16 protein-coding genes and 1 pseudogene are annotated in these 18,312 nt (G+C 57.1%); 4 read left to right on the top strand and 13 right to left on the bottom strand.

Going from position 1 to position 18,312, the window contains the following annotated elements:
* Positions 1 to 283: 283 nt before the first annotated feature.
* Positions 284 to 1,968 (top strand): annotated as a pseudogene (locus AC1DA5_RS07575) (MFS transporter).
* Between the two features lie 64 nt (positions 1,969 to 2,032).
* Here the strand turns inward: AC1DA5_RS07575 and AC1DA5_RS07570 are convergent.
* The 9 genes from AC1DA5_RS07570 to AC1DA5_RS07530 all read right to left on the bottom strand — a co-directional run bounded on the left by AC1DA5_RS07570 (position 2,033) and on the right by AC1DA5_RS07530 (position 11,869).
* A complete protein-coding gene (locus tag AC1DA5_RS07570; RefSeq protein ID WP_058236877.1) occupies positions 2,033 to 3,142 on the bottom strand; it encodes a zinc-binding dehydrogenase in 1,110 nt (369 codons plus the stop codon).
* 255 nt (positions 3,143 to 3,397) lie between these two features.
* Entirely contained in the window at positions 3,398 to 4,360 is a 963-nt protein-coding gene (iolC, locus tag AC1DA5_RS07565) for a 5-dehydro-2-deoxygluconokinase (protein WP_058236533.1), read from the bottom strand.
* 119 nt (positions 4,361 to 4,479) lie between these two features.
* Entirely contained in the window at positions 4,480 to 5,478 is a 999-nt protein-coding gene (locus tag AC1DA5_RS07560) for a sugar phosphate isomerase/epimerase family protein (RefSeq protein WP_480289772.1), read from the bottom strand.
* Between the two features lie 33 nt (positions 5,479 to 5,511).
* On the bottom strand, positions 5,512 to 6,735 hold the full coding sequence (locus tag AC1DA5_RS07555) for a Gfo/Idh/MocA family protein (RefSeq protein WP_480289770.1): 1,224 nt from the start codon (positions 6,733 to 6,735) through the stop codon (positions 5,512 to 5,514).
* 120 nt (positions 6,736 to 6,855) lie between these two features.
* Complete coding sequence (locus tag AC1DA5_RS07550; protein ID WP_058236531.1) at positions 6,856 to 7,821, bottom strand: LacI family DNA-binding transcriptional regulator; 966 nt, start codon at positions 7,819 to 7,821, stop codon at positions 6,856 to 6,858.
* The gene (locus AC1DA5_RS07545) at positions 7,818 to 8,807 is read right to left on the bottom strand and encodes a LacI family DNA-binding transcriptional regulator (protein ID WP_074026178.1); all 990 of its coding nucleotides are present in this window, start codon (positions 8,805 to 8,807) and stop codon (positions 7,818 to 7,820) included. The genes AC1DA5_RS07550 and AC1DA5_RS07545 overlap by 4 nt, the downstream gene beginning before the upstream one ends.
* Before the next feature lie 37 nt (positions 8,808 to 8,844).
* Positions 8,845 to 9,717, bottom strand: a complete 873-nt coding sequence (locus AC1DA5_RS07540) for a sugar phosphate isomerase/epimerase family protein (protein WP_480289768.1) — start codon at positions 9,715 to 9,717, stop codon at positions 8,845 to 8,847.
* Between the two features lie 184 nt (positions 9,718 to 9,901).
* Positions 9,902 to 10,909, bottom strand: coding sequence for a Gfo/Idh/MocA family protein (locus AC1DA5_RS07535; protein WP_058236528.1), 1,008 nt, complete (start codon positions 10,907 to 10,909; stop codon positions 9,902 to 9,904).
* Positions 10,910 to 10,936: 27 nt separating this feature from the next.
* Positions 10,937 to 11,869, bottom strand: coding sequence for a TIM barrel protein (locus tag AC1DA5_RS07530; protein WP_058236875.1), 933 nt, complete (start codon positions 11,867 to 11,869; stop codon positions 10,937 to 10,939).
* 637 nt (positions 11,870 to 12,506) lie between these two features.
* Here AC1DA5_RS07530 and AC1DA5_RS07525 point away from each other — a divergent pair.
* Complete coding sequence (locus AC1DA5_RS07525; protein WP_058236527.1) at positions 12,507 to 12,740, top strand: hypothetical protein; 234 nt, start codon at positions 12,507 to 12,509, stop codon at positions 12,738 to 12,740.
* Between the two features lie 124 nt (positions 12,741 to 12,864).
* Here the strand turns inward: AC1DA5_RS07525 and iolD are convergent, their stop codons facing one another.
* The 3 genes from iolD to AC1DA5_RS07510 are packed head-to-tail and all read right to left on the bottom strand — an operon-like array spanning position 12,865 to position 16,528.
* Positions 12,865 to 14,760 (bottom strand): 3D-(3,5/4)-trihydroxycyclohexane-1,2-dione acylhydrolase (decyclizing), encoded by a 1,896-nt coding sequence (iolD, locus tag AC1DA5_RS07520; RefSeq protein WP_058236526.1) that lies wholly within the window; start codon positions 14,758 to 14,760, stop codon positions 12,865 to 12,867.
* Entirely contained in the window at positions 14,760 to 15,668 is a 909-nt protein-coding gene (iolB, locus tag AC1DA5_RS07515; protein ID WP_058236525.1) for a 5-deoxy-glucuronate isomerase, read from the bottom strand. The genes iolD and iolB overlap by 1 nt, the downstream gene beginning before the upstream one ends.
* On the bottom strand, positions 15,665 to 16,528 hold the full coding sequence (locus tag AC1DA5_RS07510) for a Cgl0159 family (beta/alpha)8-fold protein (protein ID WP_058236524.1): 864 nt from the start codon (positions 16,526 to 16,528) through the stop codon (positions 15,665 to 15,667). The genes iolB and AC1DA5_RS07510 overlap by 4 nt, the downstream gene beginning before the upstream one ends.
* A 372-nt stretch (positions 16,529 to 16,900) precedes the next feature.
* Here AC1DA5_RS07510 and AC1DA5_RS07505 point away from each other — a divergent pair, with 372 nt between their 5' ends.
* On the top strand, positions 16,901 to 17,674 hold the full coding sequence (locus tag AC1DA5_RS07505) for a GntR family transcriptional regulator (protein WP_058236523.1): 774 nt from the start codon (positions 16,901 to 16,903) through the stop codon (positions 17,672 to 17,674).
* 13 nt (positions 17,675 to 17,687) lie between these two features.
* Here AC1DA5_RS07505 and AC1DA5_RS07500 read toward each other — a convergent pair whose 3' ends face one another.
* Positions 17,688 to 17,864 carry a hypothetical protein gene (locus AC1DA5_RS07500; protein ID WP_157843503.1) on the bottom strand — a complete coding sequence of 59 codons (177 nt, stop codon included), beginning with the start codon at positions 17,862 to 17,864 and terminating at the stop codon, positions 17,688 to 17,690.
* Between the two features lie 133 nt (positions 17,865 to 17,997).
* Between AC1DA5_RS07500 and AC1DA5_RS07495 the strand changes: the two genes are divergently transcribed.
* Positions 17,998 to 18,312 (top strand): helix-turn-helix domain-containing protein (locus tag AC1DA5_RS07495; protein WP_480289765.1); only part of this gene is annotated, 315 nt, incomplete at its 3' end.

The following is an 18,312-nucleotide window of genomic DNA, read 5'->3' as shown; positions in this document are numbered from 1 at the left end:
ACATGCGAGTACACACCTCTTCGTCGCAGGCAATCTATCACCTCTGAGACCAATTCACACAAACCCCTTTGTTTCTTCATGCATTTGTGACGACATTAGTGTGCGAATACGATCTTTTGCAGAACTTTCTGCCGCCAAAACCTCCAGATATCATGACAAGACTGTTACGAAGCTTACAAGAGTGTGCTACTCTCATTCCTATCGGGTATTAACGCGCGTTAACATAGATGTTGTACTTCGCACAATATTCGAGAATGCGACTCACAACGAAGAGAGTGGATACATGACTAATCAATCGCCTCAGCTTTCGCCTCGTGAGATCGAGGACCTTGTCGAGAAAACTCCAGCATCAGGTAAACACCGCGGTATAGGCGCGTTGCAGCCGTAGCGACCATTGGTTCGTTCCTGTTCGGCTACGACACGGGAGTGATTTCCGGAGCTCTCCCCTACATGCATTTGCCGTGGGATGCAGGCGGAATGCACCTGAACACCATCCAGGAGGGATGGATCGGCGGGACCCTCCTCATCGGTGCGGCAATTGGTGCACTGTTGGGCGGACGACTTTCTGACCGATTCGGACGCCGTCACAACATCATGCTGCTCGCCGCTCTTTTCTTGGCAGGCGCTTTAATGGTCACCCTCGCTCCCAGCCTGTGGTTCATGTACGTGTCCAGATTTATCCTTGGCCTGGCCGTCGGAGGGACATCAGCAACCGTACCGGTATATCTTGCTGAGACGGCTCCCAGAAGAATTCGTGGAACAATCGTCGCAATTGACCAATTGATGATCGTAACTGGTCAGCTCGCTGCGTTCGCATTCAACGCCGTCATCAATCAGGTTCTCGGCGGCCCAAAGCTGACGGTGCAGGCCGATCCGCTTGGCTGCATCGAGCCCGGAACATACAACTGGCAGGACATCTCCTCGTGGATCTACCTCAAGGAACAGGTCAGTGCTAGCTGTACTCTCAACGCTCAGTCAGACCTGATTGCGTGGGCAGATTCGCTCACTCTCACGTCCGGAAACGGGTCCGGATGGCGCTTCATGATTGTTCTGTGCACGATACCCGCAATCGCCTTGTGGTTGGGTATGCGTCTGATGCCGGAGTCGCCGCGCTGGTACGCGGCAAATCAGCGGTACCTTGAAGCAACCGGTGCTCTTAAGCGGGTTCGTGATGATCGCGACGAGCCGCGTTCAAAGGAATTCACAGAAATGGTTTCCGCGACCGAGCGTGACGTCCATATAAAGAAGGGCACATGGAGTGAGATGATCCGGACCAAGTGGCTTCGACGCCTCCTGGCGATCGGCATCCTCATTGCAGTGGGCAACCAGCTCACCGGCGTCAACACCGTTATGTACTACGCGCCGAAGGTCCTCGAACTTGCCGGCATGTCAACAGCTGTAGCCATTACCGCCCAGGTTCTTAATGGAATCTTGTCTGTCGCCGGGTCATCGCTGGGCCTTTACCTGATCTATCGCTTCTCTCGTCGCGGACTGCTGGCGTGGAACGTGGCGGGCATCGCGGCTTCACTGCTCCTGATATCAATCCTGTTCGGCACGCTGATCGAACCTCATATTGAAGCTGGAACGCTGCCGGATCCCATCGCCGCCTACGGAGTTCTCGGGTGCATGGGAATCTTCATGCTCTTCGTCCAGTCCGGAAACAGTGTCGTGTGCTGGACCATGATGGGCGAGATGTTCCCCGCTCGTTTCCGCGGTCTCATGAATGGCACTGCCGTCTTCTGCCTGTGGGTGTCAAACGCAATCCTGACGACCACATTCCCCTGGCTCATGGCGAATCTCGGCGGAATGGTGACATATGCAGTGTTTGCGGGTATCAACGCTTTGGTTCTGCTCGGGCTCTACTTCTTCATGCCGGAAACGTCCGGCAAGTCGCTTGAAGAGATCGAAGAGGAAATGAAGGAAAACTATTCACAGAGCTGGCGTTACCGAACGGAGCGTACACGCTAAACCTGACGTTATACAGAAAGGCTGTGGGATCGAAATGATCCCACAGCCTTTTCGATGTCTGGTGTCACAACGACATGTCGACCACTGCACGACCCTGAATGTTGCCGACAGCCAATTCGTCATAGCCCTTGCCTGCATCTTCGAGCGAGAAACGCCTGGTGACGATCTGCGAGTAGTTGATGTAGCCGTTGGCGGCCATCTCGACAACCTTGGGCAGATCAACTCGTGTACGTGCACCATAGGAGCCGAGAATAGACTGTCCGCGGCGCACCGTGCGGTTGATTTCAACGCCCGCGGTCTGCACACCGGCGCCCAGCCCAATCGGCACCATCCGCCCACCATCTGACAGAGCATTCAGTGCGGACTCCCATGTTTCGGGACGTCCCAGTGCCTCGAATGCAACGTCGACGCCCTTGCCGTCGGTGAGTGCGAAGACTGCGTCGTGAACATCTTCCTTGGTGGAATTCACAACGTCCGTGGCACCCAGTTGCCTGGCCGCTTCGAGCTTGTCGTCGGCCACGTCAATCGCGATGATCTTGCTGGCGCCGAATGCCTTAGCGATCTGGATGATGTTGGAGCCAACGCCTCCGGTCGCCACGACGGCAACAGTTTCACCAAAGCGCAGGTCTGCTCCGCGGCGCACCGCACCGTAGGCCGTCATCGCCGCGCACCCCAGAATCGCGCCTGGGACAAGGTCAACGTCGTTAGGCAGAACGGCAATCGATGTCGACGGAATGACGCAGTACTGAGCCAGCGCGCCCATCGAGTACATGGCGATTTCCTCGCCGTCGGTGCCGAACAGTCGAGTCTGACCGTCGTAGAGTTTTCCTTCCAAACGGTTGAGGTTAAAGAACGTGTCGCACAGGTCATCACGGCCTTCTGCACAGTGATCGCACTGGCCGCACGGCATCAGGAATGCTCCGGCGACCTTTTGCCCCACTTCCAGGTCAGTGTGGTCGTTGTCGGGGCCTACCTCAACAATTTCTCCGGTCACTTCGTGGCCGAGTACGCACGGGTACGGGAAGGCGATTTTGCCGTGAATAACATGCAGATCGGAATGACACATGCCACATGCTGCGACCTTGATCAGAACTTCTCGGCTCCGTGGTTTAGGCGTCTTGATCGTTTCTATCTGCATGCCTTTGGCAGGGTCACGCAGTACCGCAGCCTTCATCGTTTCTGGAATTGCCTCTGACATTTTTCCTCCATTGGATTCAGACACTTCTCACTGCCGACGCACCGGATTGTGCTTTCCGGACCGTACATCAATTCTATCCTCATTTGTAACATTTGTAAATGGAATTGAACGTACAAACTATCGATTACCGAGGGAGTCTACCGATCCGCTGTTCGGAGGACATACGAAACGGCGGGCCAGAGCCGAAGCAAATCGGCCGCTAGCCCACCGTCTCATATTGACTGAGTTGAGTCAGTTGTCTTCGTTCAGAACGTCACACGTTCCTGCGTTGACTGCCTTCCAGATTTCTTCTTCGGTCGGCATTGCCGTGGAGCATTCCAGACGCGCTGCCACGATCGCACCGGCACCGTTGCAGCCCTGAATGATCTTCTCCAAATCCCAGCCCTGCAGCAGACCGTGCACCAGCGAGCCGCCAAATGCGTCACCAGCACCTGCGCCATTCATGGGCACGCACGGCAGTTCAGGCACAACCAGGCGCTCGTCGGCCGTCTTGGCCAGTGCGCCATCACGTCCCTGCTTGACGATGGCGATCTTAACGCCGCGTTCCAAGAGTGCATCTGCAGCACGCTCGGGGTCCTTCTCCCCTACTGCAATTTCGCATTCGGTGCGGTTACCCACTGCCACATCGGTGTATTCGAGACACTCGGCGTAACGCTGTCTAGCGAGTTCAATGTCGTCCCAGAAGATGGGCCGCCAGTCCATATCGAAAATTGTGTATGGCTTGTGGCCGCGCATCTTCAGTGCGTCAATGTGCGTGGTGTAGGAAGGATCCTCCGACAGGCCGGTGCCGCTGAACCAGAAGATCTTGCAGTTCTTCACGGTCTCCTCGGGCAGATCGGAAGTCTTGATCTGCAGGTCCGGAGCCGACGGCTCACGGTAGAAGAAGAATGGCGCGTCGGGAACCAGCTCACAGAAGGTCACCGGCGTGTTCAGGTTAGGATCAGTGATGACGAATTCATCGCTGACGCCCAGACGACGCATTTCGTCGCGAACGTACTTTCCGAATGGATCGTCGCCCACACCTGTCAGGATTGCCGCATCTTCACCCAGTTTTGCCGCTGCCACCGCGACATTCATGGGCGATCCGCCGAGGAACTTTTGGAACGTCTTTACTTGATCAAGGGGCGTGTTCACCTGAAGGGGGTAAACATCCACGCCACTGCGGCCAACGGTTAGAACGTCGTGTACTGCCATGACCTTTCTCCTCACTTCGTCGTGCTATTCAGCTTGGACACTTCCAGTGTACGACAGAGCCGAGCATTTGTCACTACATTTAGTGACGATGCTCGGCTTTGTTCCGTGATCAGTCAGTCTCACAGGCCCTTGGCGGCCTCGATCAGCGTCTGGGCGCTCATCTCGAGTCCCTTGACCATGTCGTATTGGTTGTCCTCATGTTCGACGGAGACATTCATATCCGGGTTGATCGCGGCGACTGCCTGGCAGAACTGCGTCCAGAAGCTGACGTCATTGCCACCACCGAGGTAGACAAAGCGCCATGCCGGATCCTGTGGCCAGACCTGGCACCAGTGTGCCATTGCACTGGGGTAACGATCGTCCTCGTTTTCCGGCCAATGGCCGAATCCTGTATCCAAGACGCCCTTGGTTGCCACGCCAGACTCGATCTTCGTGTCCTTGGCATGGACGTGCAGGATGTGTTTGCCAAGAAGGTCGATACACGCGAGGATGTCCATCTGTTGCCACATCAGGTGGGAAGGATCCAAGTTCACACCAATGTTGCGCACACCTGTACGCTCGACGAAGTCGAGGAATCCGTGTGGGGTGAAGATCGTATTGTGTGGGTGAAGTTCCCAGGCGATCTTCACGCCTGCGTCACCAGCACGCTGATCCATCTCCTTCCAGTAGTCGGCAAGGACATCCAGCTGGTATTCCAACACCTCCCCATACACACCGTCCCACGGGTTGACCACCCACGAGGGATAGCGTGCACTGGAATCAGAGCCGGGTGCGCCCGACATTGTGACAACCTCGTTGACGCCGAGCAGACCAGCTAACTTGATGGCTCGCTTGAGGTCGTAGTCATGTTTGGGACCGACGTCGGGCAAAGGGTTGACGGGGTTACCGTTTGCATTGAGTCCGGCAAGTTTCATCTCCCTGTCAGCGAAGATGCCGAGGTATTCGTCGCGTGCCGTCTGCGAACTCAGAAGCAGATCCACATGCGCGTGCGGGCTGGGTACGAAGCCGCCGACGTTGACCTCGGCACCGTTCAATCCCATTGACTTGGCGATATCGAGTGCCTCTGCCAACGGGTAGGAGCCGAGGCACTGCGTGTAGAAGCTCAGTGTTAAAGACATGGTGTTCCTTCCGGTCGTTGAGAATTACTGTGACTATTTGATGTCGACGCTGGCGCCGCCATTCGCGGCAGATTCTGCGACAGCTGCCTGGATACGCATGGCGCGGTAGCCGTGGTCGAATCCGGGAACCTCGGGAAGTCCCTCGTCGATGCCGGCAACCTGGTCAAGGAATGCGCGTGCCTGGTAGGTGAACTGGTCGATCTGGGTGACACCGACGCCTGCGAACGCCATCGAGGAGCCATCCTTAAAGTACGGGAAGTCGGGTCCCACCAGTATGCGGCGCGATCCTGTCAGGCCGCGCGCTCCTGCGTTGTCAGCCAGCTTGATTTCTGCTGCGCGTGACATATCAAAGGCTGCCTTGGCTTTCGTGCCGCTGACTTCGAATTCAAGCTGGTTCGGATCGCCCACAGTGATGCGTGACACCGCCAGCGATCCGACCGCGCCGGATTCAAAGTGCGCGGTAAAGATGGCCGCATCGTCGTTTTCCACCTTTTCGGTTGCCTTCGCATCGGTGGAAATCCCTCGACCTCCGGACACACCCTGCACTGCCGGTGGACGCATGGTAATCGCAGTGGCGAATGCGGCACCCGAAACGGACTTGATCTGCCCGCATACAAATTCCGCGGTGTCGATCAGGTGTGACCCCACATCTCCGAGGGCGCCTGACCCCATCGGCCCCTTGTACCGCCATGCGATCGGGGTGTTCGGATCGGCTCCGTAGTCGCAGGTGTAGCGACCGGTGAAATGGACGATATCGCCCAGCGCTCCATCCTCGGCCAGTTTGGCAATTTCAGCGATGCCAGGCTGGCGACGGTATCCGAACCCAACGCCTGTAACGACGTCGGCCGCAGCAGCAGCTTCTGCCATTGCACGGGCATCGTCGAGGTTGTCCGTCAAGGGCTTCTCACACAGGACGTGCTTTCCGGCCTTGATCAGTTCCAGGGCGATTTCACGATGCAGTGCATTCGCGACAACGATCGAGACCACGTCGATTTCCGGGTCTTCTGCAATTTCGTGCCAGTCAGTGACGGTCTTGTCGTATCCGTATGCGCGTGCGGCATCTTGCGCGAATGGCTCATAGGCATCGCAGATTGCAGCATATCGAAGCTGCGGCAGCTTATGTGGATCGTAGATAGTCGTGGCCTGCCGCCACGCGTTGGCGTGCGTGCGACCAGCCATTCCTGCGCCGATAACAGCTACTGAAATTGTGTGACCATTCATCATGACTCCCTCGTCGATCATCTGTTGGTGAGTCACCGCCCCGAGCTACGCAAGCGGTGAATTAACGGCGCTATTCATACGCTAACGCGCGTTAACTACGAGTAATAGTATGGTTTGTTCTCACAACTGTCAAGGCGAATCGTAAAGTGAGTCGCACTACGGGCGGGCGAGGTTGCGTGAGGAGGCACGCACGATCAGACGCGGCTCAACGACGCGTTCGGTTCCGACCTGCCGGTTTGCCTCGATCAGGTCAAAACTCAGCTGCGCCTGCTGCGCCGGCTCCTGGTCGATCGAGGTGAGGAGGAACTGCGGATTCTCCGCCAGATAGGTGTTGTCGTAACTCATGACCGGGAAGTCAATACCCGGCCTGGCGCCAGATGCCTTCAGATACGCCACAACATCGATGGCCATCAGATCGTTTTGAACCAGATAACACGTCGCCTCGCGTGACGTCAGTTCTCCTAAACGCCCATCGCGGATCGTGTAGTGCTCCAGTTGCAGCCCAGCCGCATCTGTTTCCTGCTCGATGGCAGCAAGACGATAGCGTGTAGACGCATCGGTCTGATCATTTGTCACGTACACCACCTGCGTACAGCCGGTGTCGACCGCGTGGTGCGCAATCAGGCGCGCTGCTTTGAATTCATCAATATGAACCGTGCTGATGAGCTCATGCGTCAAGGGAACACCGGCGGCAACAACCGGGTAGCGTTCGGCAATCGACTGGTAGATCTGGGAGTCCTGATCGGGGGTGACCAGGATGATGCCACGCACACGTAACTGATCGAATTGGTCCAGCAACCGCTCCAGACGCCCCAGATGCCCGGCAGCTGTCGCGGCCAAGGTGAGCAAACCGCGCCGATCTGCTTCATTCTGGTAGGCGGAGACGAGCGATTCGAAATATGGGTTGCGCAAATTGGGCAGCACCACGCCCACCAGAGTGCTTCGAGCTGATGCCAGAGTCGCGGCCGTGAAGTTTCGGCTATAGCCCAGTTCTCGCGCGACTTTCTGGATTCTCTCCACGGTCTCTGGCGCTACGCGGCCAGAGCCTGACAGTGCGAGGGAGACCAGTCCGCGTGAAACGCCTGCCGCTTTGGCGACATCAGCTTGCCGAACCGGTTTCATGTGACTTCTCCCCTGCTTGTCGATGCACGCTTGACCAACTTGGTCGGCACTGCTATTTCCACGTCATCAGTCCGGCCTTCGCGGCGTTCCAATACCAGCCGAACAGCCAGCTTACTGAGCTGCTCAGCTTCCTGATCCACTGACGTCAATTCGGTTCCAGGGAAACGTGCCAAATATGTATTGTCGAATCCGGCCACACCAACATCCTGGCCGATCGTCAGCCCTGCCTGCAGCAGGACAGAGATGACGCGGAACGCCGTCATATCGTTGTGTGCAACGATTCCAAAGCCTGAGCCATACCGAGCGATGATGTCCTTTACGGTGGTGACGATGTCCTGATCTGAGACCACACGGGTCAGCACGTCCTGTCCGCGTGATGTCACGACTGACGCGTACCCCGCCTGCCTCAGTGAGGCCGTTTCACTCTCCATATCGATGTCGGTACAAATATGGATAACGGGTGCGTATCCCTCGTCCATCAGATCCCCGGTGACGAGGGCACTCCCGCCCTCGTCATCTGCGCGAACCAGATCGATACCGGCAGGCGCTGACGAGGCTGTGAGGATCACAGCGGGTGTTCCCCGTGTCAATGCGGCCAGTTCGTGAGCTTTATGGCGCGGCGACACGAGCAATAATCCGTCGACCCCGAAGTCAAGGAAGCGTTCGATCGCGGATTTTTCGCGTGCAGAATCGGAGGTGGCGATAAACAGCCCCAGGCGTTCAGCGTCGCACGCCTCGCGCGTTTGCTGAGCCAACACGGCATAAAACGGGTTGTTGAGGTTCGGGAGCAGCATTCCGATGACGCCGCTGGATGCTGTCGCCAAGGAGCGTGCTGTCGCATTGACGCGATATCCGCTCTTTTCTATCGCCTTGAGGACTGCCTGGCGTGACGAGGGCGCCACTCTCGGATCATCATTGACAACCAGCGAGACTGTCTGACGGGAAACCCCCGCCATGCGAGCAACATCTGTCTGTGTGATCCGCATGCGGGGGCCTTCCTGTGAGTCTGGACTGTCCTCCAGCTTATCGAGCATCCGGAAACTCGGAGCGCAGACGCTCCAAGACCCGCGTATTCATCTCATCGGCCCATTCATGCCACCCAAAGATGCACACGGAGAAGACTCCATCGAAGTTGACCTCGCGCAGTGCGTCGAACGGTTCGCTCCAGTTGACCTCGCCCTGGCCGATTTCATTGTGCTGGTGGACTCGGGCGTCAACACCGGGCGGGTTGACGATGTAGCGGTTACCGTCATTGGCCGCGCGGTTGTAGGCATCGGCCACGTGCACCTCGCGCAGCTTCGGTGCGCAGTGTTTGATCATCCGTTCGATGTCGCCCTTGCCTTCGGAGATATGGAATGTGTGAGGCCCGCAGTACTCGTAGCCGATCCAGTCCTTGTTGACGCCGCGGATGATGGAATAGGCCTCGTCGTGAGTTTCGACAAAATCGTAAGGGTGCGGCTCCATCGCCAGCTGGATGCCGTATTTTTCGAAGTCACCAGACAGCTCGTCAATCGACTTGTACCACTGGTGTTCACACTGGACGAGGGTGTTGGGGTTGCCGGAGAACTCGGAGACTATTTTGCGCACGTCCAGGCGGTCAGCAGCTTCGAGCAGGGAGCGCCAGTTGCGCACCTGCGCCTGACGTTCCTGTTCGTCAACAGATGACCAGTTAAAGACCGGGTTGAGAGTCTCGATCTTCACTCCCGTATCTTTTTCAGCTTTCTTGAGCTCGTCAATGAGGTCGTCATCCCACTTCGGATGGCGCTGCCAAAAGTGGAACTCTGTGTTGGGTGATAGCTCGACGTAGTTGAAACCAAGCTCACGAGCCTTATGCAGGGTCTGAGCCGTTGACATGGAGCGGTAATACATGTTCGGATCAAGTGCGATGTGAACCATTGCGTCCCTTTCGATGTGAAAAATGTGCGGTGTAAGGATCTGACTCCGTTTGTCGGTCCTGCATTAACGCGCGTTAAATCGATAGTTCCAATGTAGCTGTTTTACACACGAACTTCAATAGCGCGGCGAGTTAGCGAGGCGCTCCCAGGTATAAACAGATCCGGTGAGCGCCCCACTGTCTGTCTCAGGCGTAGAAATCAGGCTTGTCGATCATGCTGACTCGAACAACCTCCCCGCCCTTTTCCTGCGATTCCAGTGCTGCGTTGACAACGGCAGTTGCCGCGTACCCGTCCCACGCCGTCGATCCAGTGTGTTCATCGCGCGCTACTGCGTTGATCCACGCCTGTACTTCCGCGTTGAACGCTGTCTGGAAGCGATCAATGTGCGATCGACAGATCGGATTACGGTTGCCAGCCATGTCGCGGATGTGGATGCCCTCCTGATCTCCGAGGCGCACTGCCGCCGTCTCCAGGACGACTTCACACTCGATGGAGTATCCCCACTGCAGACTGACGTTAACTTCATCATCGAGGCGAATGCCGGTATCTGTGTACATGACCAACACGATGGGCTCATGCAGATCCTCGCGCGCCTTGGTGGTCTGACGTACCGGATCGACGCGAACCTCCACGATTTCTTCGCCCGTCATCCAGCGCATGGTGTCGATCTCGTGGATTGCCGTGTCATCGATGAGCATGCGCGATGAGTAGTTCTCTGGCACACTCGGGTTGCGATGCCTGTTGTGCACCATGAGGATCGGACCGTTTTCACCGGCATCGGCAATAGCCTTGATCGAATTGTAGGCAGGATCGAAGCGGCGCATGAATCCCACGGTAGTCAGGCGCTTACCTGCCTTCTGTTCGGCGTCCATAATGGCCAGACAGTCCTCGGTAGTCGTCGCCAGCGGTTTTTCACAGAGTACATATTTGCCAGCTTCGATCGCGTTGATCACGTCGGGGGCGTGCACACGGCCGAAGGTGGCAATCAGCACTGCATCAACATTCGGATCTGCAATCAGTTCCTGGCCTGACGCATACGCTGTCCCACCAACCGCATCTGCGACCTGCTGCGCGGCCTCCAGGTTGACATCTGCGGCTGCAACAATCTGCCCCCCTGACAAGTCATTGATGATGCGCTCGACATGGGCCCGCCCCATTCCGCCGCAACCAATCACACCGATTCGCACGGTCATCGTCTTCCTCCTATTTGTTCCGATTTGCTAGAGCGTGCCAAGGCCAATGGAGGCCAGATATTCGCGCGTCTTAATGGCATTGGGCAGCGGGAAATCAGGTGCACACGGGTACATGTCCTGCTCGCACACGCAGTAGATCTCTCGATCAAGTTCCGAGAGCGCGTCAATGAGCTGAACCATGTCGGGGGCGCCGGCAGGTGGACGCACTGCTGCTCCCTTCGCGACCGCCTCGCCAAATGGCCAATCCTTCTCATGGGCTTCACGTGCAATGTCCATGTCGAAGGACTTGATATGCACATAGGTAATGCGCTCGGGGTACTTCTTGATCATTTCGATCGGGTCGCCTCCGCCGTAGACGATGTGTCCGGTATCGAGGCAGAGGTTGACATACCGAGGATCGGTGGCATCGAATATGCGGTAGATCTCTTCGGGGGTCTCAATGTGGGAATCGCCGTGCGGATGCAGCACCATTTTCAGACCATAATCATCAAGCAGCAATTGTCCCAGCTTGTTGGCGTTTTCGATGTAGAGCTTCCAGGTGTCTGGATCCAGCACACGATCATCCGTCCATTCCCACGTCTTATCATCGCGGTACAGCGGAGGCAGGTGCACCATGTATTCGGCGCCCACCGCGGCAGCCGTTTCCGCCATCTCACGGAAATGGCGCTCAGTTTCTGGCCATGCTTCCTTCTTGTGCAGGATGCCCCACCCTGTACCTGAGACGACCTTGAAGCCAAATTCATCAGTCCACTTGGTCAGCTCCTTGGGATCAGTCGGGAAGTATCCCCACGGTCCGGTTTCAAGAATCTCAAAGCCTGCCTCGGCCATTTCCTTCATCGCCTGGCGTGGCTCGATCTGCTTGTCATCTTCGGCAAACCACACTCCCCACTGGTCGGGACACACCCCCACGACCAATTTGGAGTATTTCGGGTTTTCGGTGTTCCTGGATTTTCCGCTCATCATTGAACCTTTCTCTTCAGCGCACCTGCCTGAATGGGCTCACGTCGCTCTTCTTTCACCCTTTTGGCGCGCGCCAATAGTGTATCGCGCATCACTGACTTATTCAAGTGAAAGTCACACATTTGTCGCTACATTTCCCAAATCCCTCTATATCAGGCTATTTACCATCATGAAGGGCCTCAAATTTGGAGTAGTGCACCACAATTGACACTTTGTACTAGCAATCGCCAGATGTATACGTTACTGTAATGACCGTACGAGCGAGGTGAGCCTCCTCGGACACGCCATGCACTAGGTGGTGCGAATGCCCACCAAGGCATATCGCGCCCGAGTTGAAGGAGAAACGCTTTGCAGATGATGCAGGCTGAGGCTTATGCCCCAGCGATTTCACTCTCATTGCTCAGCCGCGACTGCTCCATATCCCACGGACAGCGCCATTCTTTCACGCCTGCACCTACTTGCTGCAGACGATCCTGAGACGAATTATCCGCGAGGCCTCGCACACTTTCTCAGATCATCCCACTGACTTCCATAAACAGAATCCGCTATGCCTGGAACCTCAGACGTGAGGGAAGAAACGACATTAATCACGAAAAAACGAGTCTGAGACGGCATATTCAGAAAGGAAAGTTCCACAATGACTGCACTCGTTGACACCAGCATGACCATGCCAGCAATCCGCGAGCAGGAGTACGCCCACAGCGGCACCTTTACAATTGTCCTGACGGTTCTGCTTGCTCTGGCCGCCGTCCTGGCAATCGCCGGCCTGTTCGTTAACCCAGCGCTGACCATCGCAACCGGTCTGGCCACCTCGATCCTGACACCAGTCGTGGTCGTCCGCCAGATCCTGAAAGCGGCTGACCAGATCTGATCTGGTCGCACGACGCATCAAGCGCGGCAGCAGGAACACACCTGTTGCCGCGCTTGCTTTATGTCTTAAGACGCGAGCAGCGGTAGGCGACTGAGCCCAGTCCCCTACCGCCCGCTCGTCATCTTCACAGGTAAAGGCGCTGCGTTGCCTTCTTCTCTTCGTACTCCTTGCGAGCCTCGGTGGTCGAATCGATGCGCGAAACCTCGGCCACTGCAACATCCCACCAACTTGAGCTCGGCGGGTTCGGTCCGTACAGGTCAGTTTCGATGTGGATCATCGTCGCCCTGTCGGATGCTTCGGCCTTGCGGTAGGCATCGCGGAACTCGTCCATCGTTGACACGCGCAGTACGTCCAGGCCCCATGATTCAGCATTCTTGGCGATATCGACCGGCAGGTTGTCACCCGGCTCGTTGTGCGCATTGCCTGCACCCATCGTGTAACGGGTGCCGAACCTCTGGGATCCGTGCGACTCTGACAGCGCGCCGATCGAGGCGAAGCCGTGGTTCTGCAACAGGACATAGATGACTTTCACGCGCTCCTGAACGACGGTGGCCAGTTCCATCGGCAGCATCTGATAGGTACCGTCACCGACGATTGCGACAACCTCGGAATCAGGATGAGCCAGCTTAACACCCAAGCCGGCTGGGATTTCATATCCCATGGTCGAGAAGGCGTACTCCACGTGATATTGCGTCGGGTTCTTCGCCTGCCACAGCGCCTGCAGGTCGCCGGGCATAGATCCGGCAGCGTTGATGACAATGTCGTTGTCACCCATCATCTCGTTCAGTGCGCCGAAGACCTCCAGCTGGGAGGGCAATGGCTGATGATCAAGGTGGTACAGCTCCTTCGTGGTTTTCTCCCACGCTGCCTTCTCATCAGCAATCCTGTGCGAGTACTCATCATCGACATGCCAGCCATCAAGCGCGCCGGTCAGTGCGACAAGTGCCTCACGCGCGTCGGCCACCAGCATTTCTCCTGCATTCTTGACCGCATCGAAAGGCTTGACGTTGATGTTGACAAATGCGACATCCGGGTTCTTGAACTGGGTGTGCGAAGCTGTCGTGAAGTCCGAGTAGCGTGTGCCCACACCGATGATCAGGTCAGCTTCGTCAGCCAGGTGGTTCGCACTGTCGCAGCCCGTCGATCCCACGCCGCCGACGGCCTGAGGGTGATCGAAGTTGATCGCACCCTTGCCTGCCTGAGTGTCAGAGACCGGCATCCCGGTCGCGGCCGCAAAGTCACGCAGGGCCTGGGATGCCTCGGAATACTTCACCCCACCGCCGGCAACAACCAGCGGCTTTTTCGAAGCTTTAATGGCGTCAACCGCACGATCCAGCGACGCCGGGTCCAACGGAGCGCGACGAATGTGCCACACGCGCTTGCGGAACGCCTTGACCGGGAAGTCATACGCCTCGGCCTGCACGTCCTGAGGCAACGCCAGCGTCACTGCACCCGTATCGGCCGGGTCAGTCAGCGCACGGAAAGCCTGCATGAGTGACGGGAGCAGCTGTTCAGGACGATTGATCCGATCGAAGAACACGCTGACCGGGCGGAACGCATCGTTGACCGAGGTATCCAGTGTCTGCGCGTTCTCAACCTGCTGCAGCACGGGATCGGGGTAACGGGTGGCGAAAATATCACTGGGGAACAGCAGAACCGGCAGACGGTTCGTCGTGGCCAGTGCGGCGCCTGTGACCATATTCAGTGCGCCAGGTCCGATCGAAGACGTGCATGCGAAGATACGCTGACGGTTGGTCGCCTTGGCGTAGGCGGCAGCCGCGTTGACCATTCCCTGCTCGTTGCGCGGCATGATGTAGGGCAGGGATCCGCCATCGGGTTCGGGGTTCAGCTCGTTTTGCAACAAAGCCTGTCCGATTCCCAGGACGTTGCCGTGACCGAAAATGCCGAATGCACCGGAGACAAAGCGATGTTCTTCCCCGTCATGCTCGACGTACTGGTTCACCAGGAAGCGGACGATTGCCTGTCCAACTGTGAGGCGTACTTTTTCTTCGTTGGCCATTACTTCACCTCTGATTCTTTAATCGGGAAGAACGGGACTCGTTCGTCAATGTCGAGCCCTTCCCATTCCTGTCGCATCCACGTGTGGACCGGGTCATCTGTCATGAGCCACACTGAGTCTTCAGCCGGGCCGCCCATCACGTTGAGATAGTACATGTCGTATCCGGGCGCAGCTGCCGACGGACCGTGGTAGCCATGAGGCACGATAACGGTGTCACCGGAGCGCACTTCGGTACACACATCGATCGGGTGTCCCGGCGAATCATAGACGCGCTGCAGGCCCAGGCCCTCAGTTTTTTCGTCGCTGCCGGACAGGCCACCCTCGCGAATCTCGAAGTAGTAAATCTCTTCAAGGACGCGTTCGGTCTCTGTGTGCTCATCGTGCTTGTGAGGCGGGTAGGAGGACCAGTTGCCGCCGGGGGTCAGCACTTCGGTGACCAGCAGGTGCGACGTTTCCACCTCATTGCCGAGGGCGTAGTTGTTCACCTGTCGAGTCCAGTTCCCGGAACCACGAATGCCGCTGTTGACGTCGTCAACCGGGCAGTACCGCACGGGCAGATCCTTGGTCGCCTTGGTTGCCGGCAACGCAAAGCGGCCGTCGGTCGTTGCGGTAAGCGTGAATTCCTTGCCGCGCGGGATGTAGATGTAGTCGGTGACTCCGGTCCAGATGGATTCTCGGCCAGCTAGCTCGTAGCGTTCGCCGTCGACCTCGACGGTTGCTGAGCCTTCGAGGGGAAGAACCAGCAGTTCTTCGCCCTCGGTGTCGACTTTCTGGGACTCGCCTGCTTTGAGCGCGACGACGCGCAGCGAGCACCATTCCCAGCCAGCACGTTCAGCGGAAATCGAGGTCTGGAACTTGCCTTCGGCCGTGGATCCGGCCTTGATGACGTATTTTTCGTTGTCGTTCACAGTAACTCCACAGTATTGTCGACAGCTTTGGTGACATCGCCATCGGTCGGGAACAGAAGGGACCGCCCGATGACCAGGCCAAAGACGTTCGGTTGTTGCAGGGCGACGTGCCACTTCTCCAGTGTCACGTCAGCATCCTTGGACACCTCGCCGCCCAGGATCAGCGACGGTAGTGTCGCAGCTTCCATGACGCGCTCCATGTCATCGACACATGGCAACTTCAACCAAGTATAGGCGGATGTGCGACCCAGGCCCGAAGCAATAGCCATCGACTTGATGACGGCATCAGGAGTCAGGTCGTTCACGACGGAGCCGTCCACCCACTTCGACATGAAGGGTTCGATCATGGTGACCAGTCCCCTGTCCGACATTGCGTTGATTGCATCGGCTGTCGCCTTGAGGGTGTTGGCCGTGGCGGGGTCTTCCAGGCAGATACGCGTCAGCGTCTTGCCACCGTCCAGCCTGGCCTTTTCAATGCCGTCCGGATCGTAGCAGTTGAATTGGTCGTCCATTTCGAACTTCGAGCCGCGCAAGCCCACGCGGTTCATCGAGCCGTAGACAAGTTTTCCGTCCAGAGCTCCCAGCAACGTGAGATCCTCAATCATGTCAGCCGTACCCAGGAAGCCGTTGACACCGGGTCTGCTCAATGCTTCCACGCAACGCTCGAGCACGTCGATGCGGCTGGCCATCGCCATGTCATCGCTTCCTGCTCCCAGCGCGCCGCGCGCAGGGTGGTCACAGGCGATGATCATGAGCTTGTCGCCTTTCTTCAACTCGCCCGGCTTGCGTGATTCCAAAGCTTGCGCAATCCGCTGCGGTTCATACATCCTGATCTCGGGAATTTCCCTGATAGCTACCATTTCTTCTCTCATCGTCGTACGAGCCCTATTGCTCACGGTCACTCCACCAGGATCGGTCGGGCCAGCGTTGTGCCCGTCCGGCTCTTGGTTCTTGACTACACTCATTATCTCTCACATAGTTCCCATCGTCAAGATTTTGTCAGTACAATTTAAGGTTTTCCTGTGCAGTTAGATACAACAAGAGGATTTTGACACTGGGTGAACTTCCTTTTTATTTGTCATCTCCAACCCCTTCAAAATGAGGTATCATTCGGAGTTGACATGACTAGCGTGTACACAACATGACGTGGATCCTGGCTAATGCTCCTTCACCATCGTGGCTGATGAGCACCTTTACCGCGAGAACACGACAACAGGCAGTGGGAGATTGACATGACAACTACCAAGTCAGACGAGGAACACCTCGACGAGCCCTTTATCCTCGAAATCACCATTAATCGTGACTCGCCGGTTGCTCTGCATCAGCAGATTTCTGTACCACTGGAACGCATGATCACCAAGGGTGAGATCCTGCCCGGCCAGACAATTGAGGACGAGGTGTCACTGGCGAACCGCTTGCAGATCTCCCGCCCGACGGTTCGACGCGCATTCCAGGATCTGGTGACGAAAGGACTGCTGTCGCGACGTCGCGGTGTCGGAACACGGGTCTCCCCCAGCCCGGTTCAACGCCAGGTGAAGCTGTCAAGTCTGAACGAGGACCTCATCAAAGCCGGCCACACCACCCGCACGGAAATCCTGCGCTACGAGGTGCGTTTTGCTGATGAGGACATCAGTAAGAAACTCGCGTGCGATGAGGGGACGGAAATTGTGTTCTTCGAGCGTTTGCGGTGGCTCGATAACTCTCGCCTTGCCTTGATGCAGAACTACGTGCCCTCCGACATTGCCCCGTCGCTGACCGACCTGGCACGCGACGGCTTCTACCATTGCCTGGCCCAGTCTGGTGTCCACCTCCAGTCGGGCTATCAGCAGATCGGAGCGAAGAATGCCTCAGACTATGAGGCGGAGATTCTGCACGTTGATCCGTCGGCTGCCCTCGTCACCATGAAGCGAACGTCGTATGACGAGTCGGGGCGGATCGTCGAGTACGCGACGCATTGCTACGACGCTGCGCAGTATGCCGTGACGATGCCGCTGGTGACGGCCTAGCGCCTTTTGCCGCTTAATTTTGCAGCCAGAAAACGTAGTTGTTTCCGCCGCGAGGCTCGCCCACAGGCAGGCTGACGTCAGTGGGCAGTCGCAGATCACTGAGCCCGACGATCACGCGCTGGCCGTCAAATTGGCTCCAATATTTCAGAGTCTCGTTCTCTGAGTCGCCCTCCCAGTCGGATTCAACCAACAAAACACAGTGCGCCTTGGCCGCTTGTCTGGTTTCAATACATAGTTGACAGGTGTGTCACGTCATAGTTGACATGGGGTGCAGGCGATGTGTCGGGTCATCGTTGACAGGTGTGTCACGTCATCGTTGACACATGATTGAAACAAACAAAAACGAAGTAATCGTCTCCAGCGTTATCGAAGCAGGCATGACCATCAGCGAGGCCGCGAGACGTTTCGGCATCTCACGCCAATGGGTCTACACCCTGATCCAGCGTTACCAACAAGACGGCCTGACAGGCCTGCAGTCCCGCTCATGCAGACCCCACCGTCACCCCCACCAATGCCCACCCCACGTGGTGGATCACGTGCTGCGTTTACGCGCCACGCTGCTCGAGCAAGGTCTTGATGGTGGGGCTGAAAGCATATGGGCGCGTCTTGACGAACACGAACGCCCCAGCGTGAGCACG

The organism is Pauljensenia sp. C0254C2 (assembly GCF_056583835.1).
This window is presented reverse-complemented; position numbering and strand designations above follow the sequence as displayed.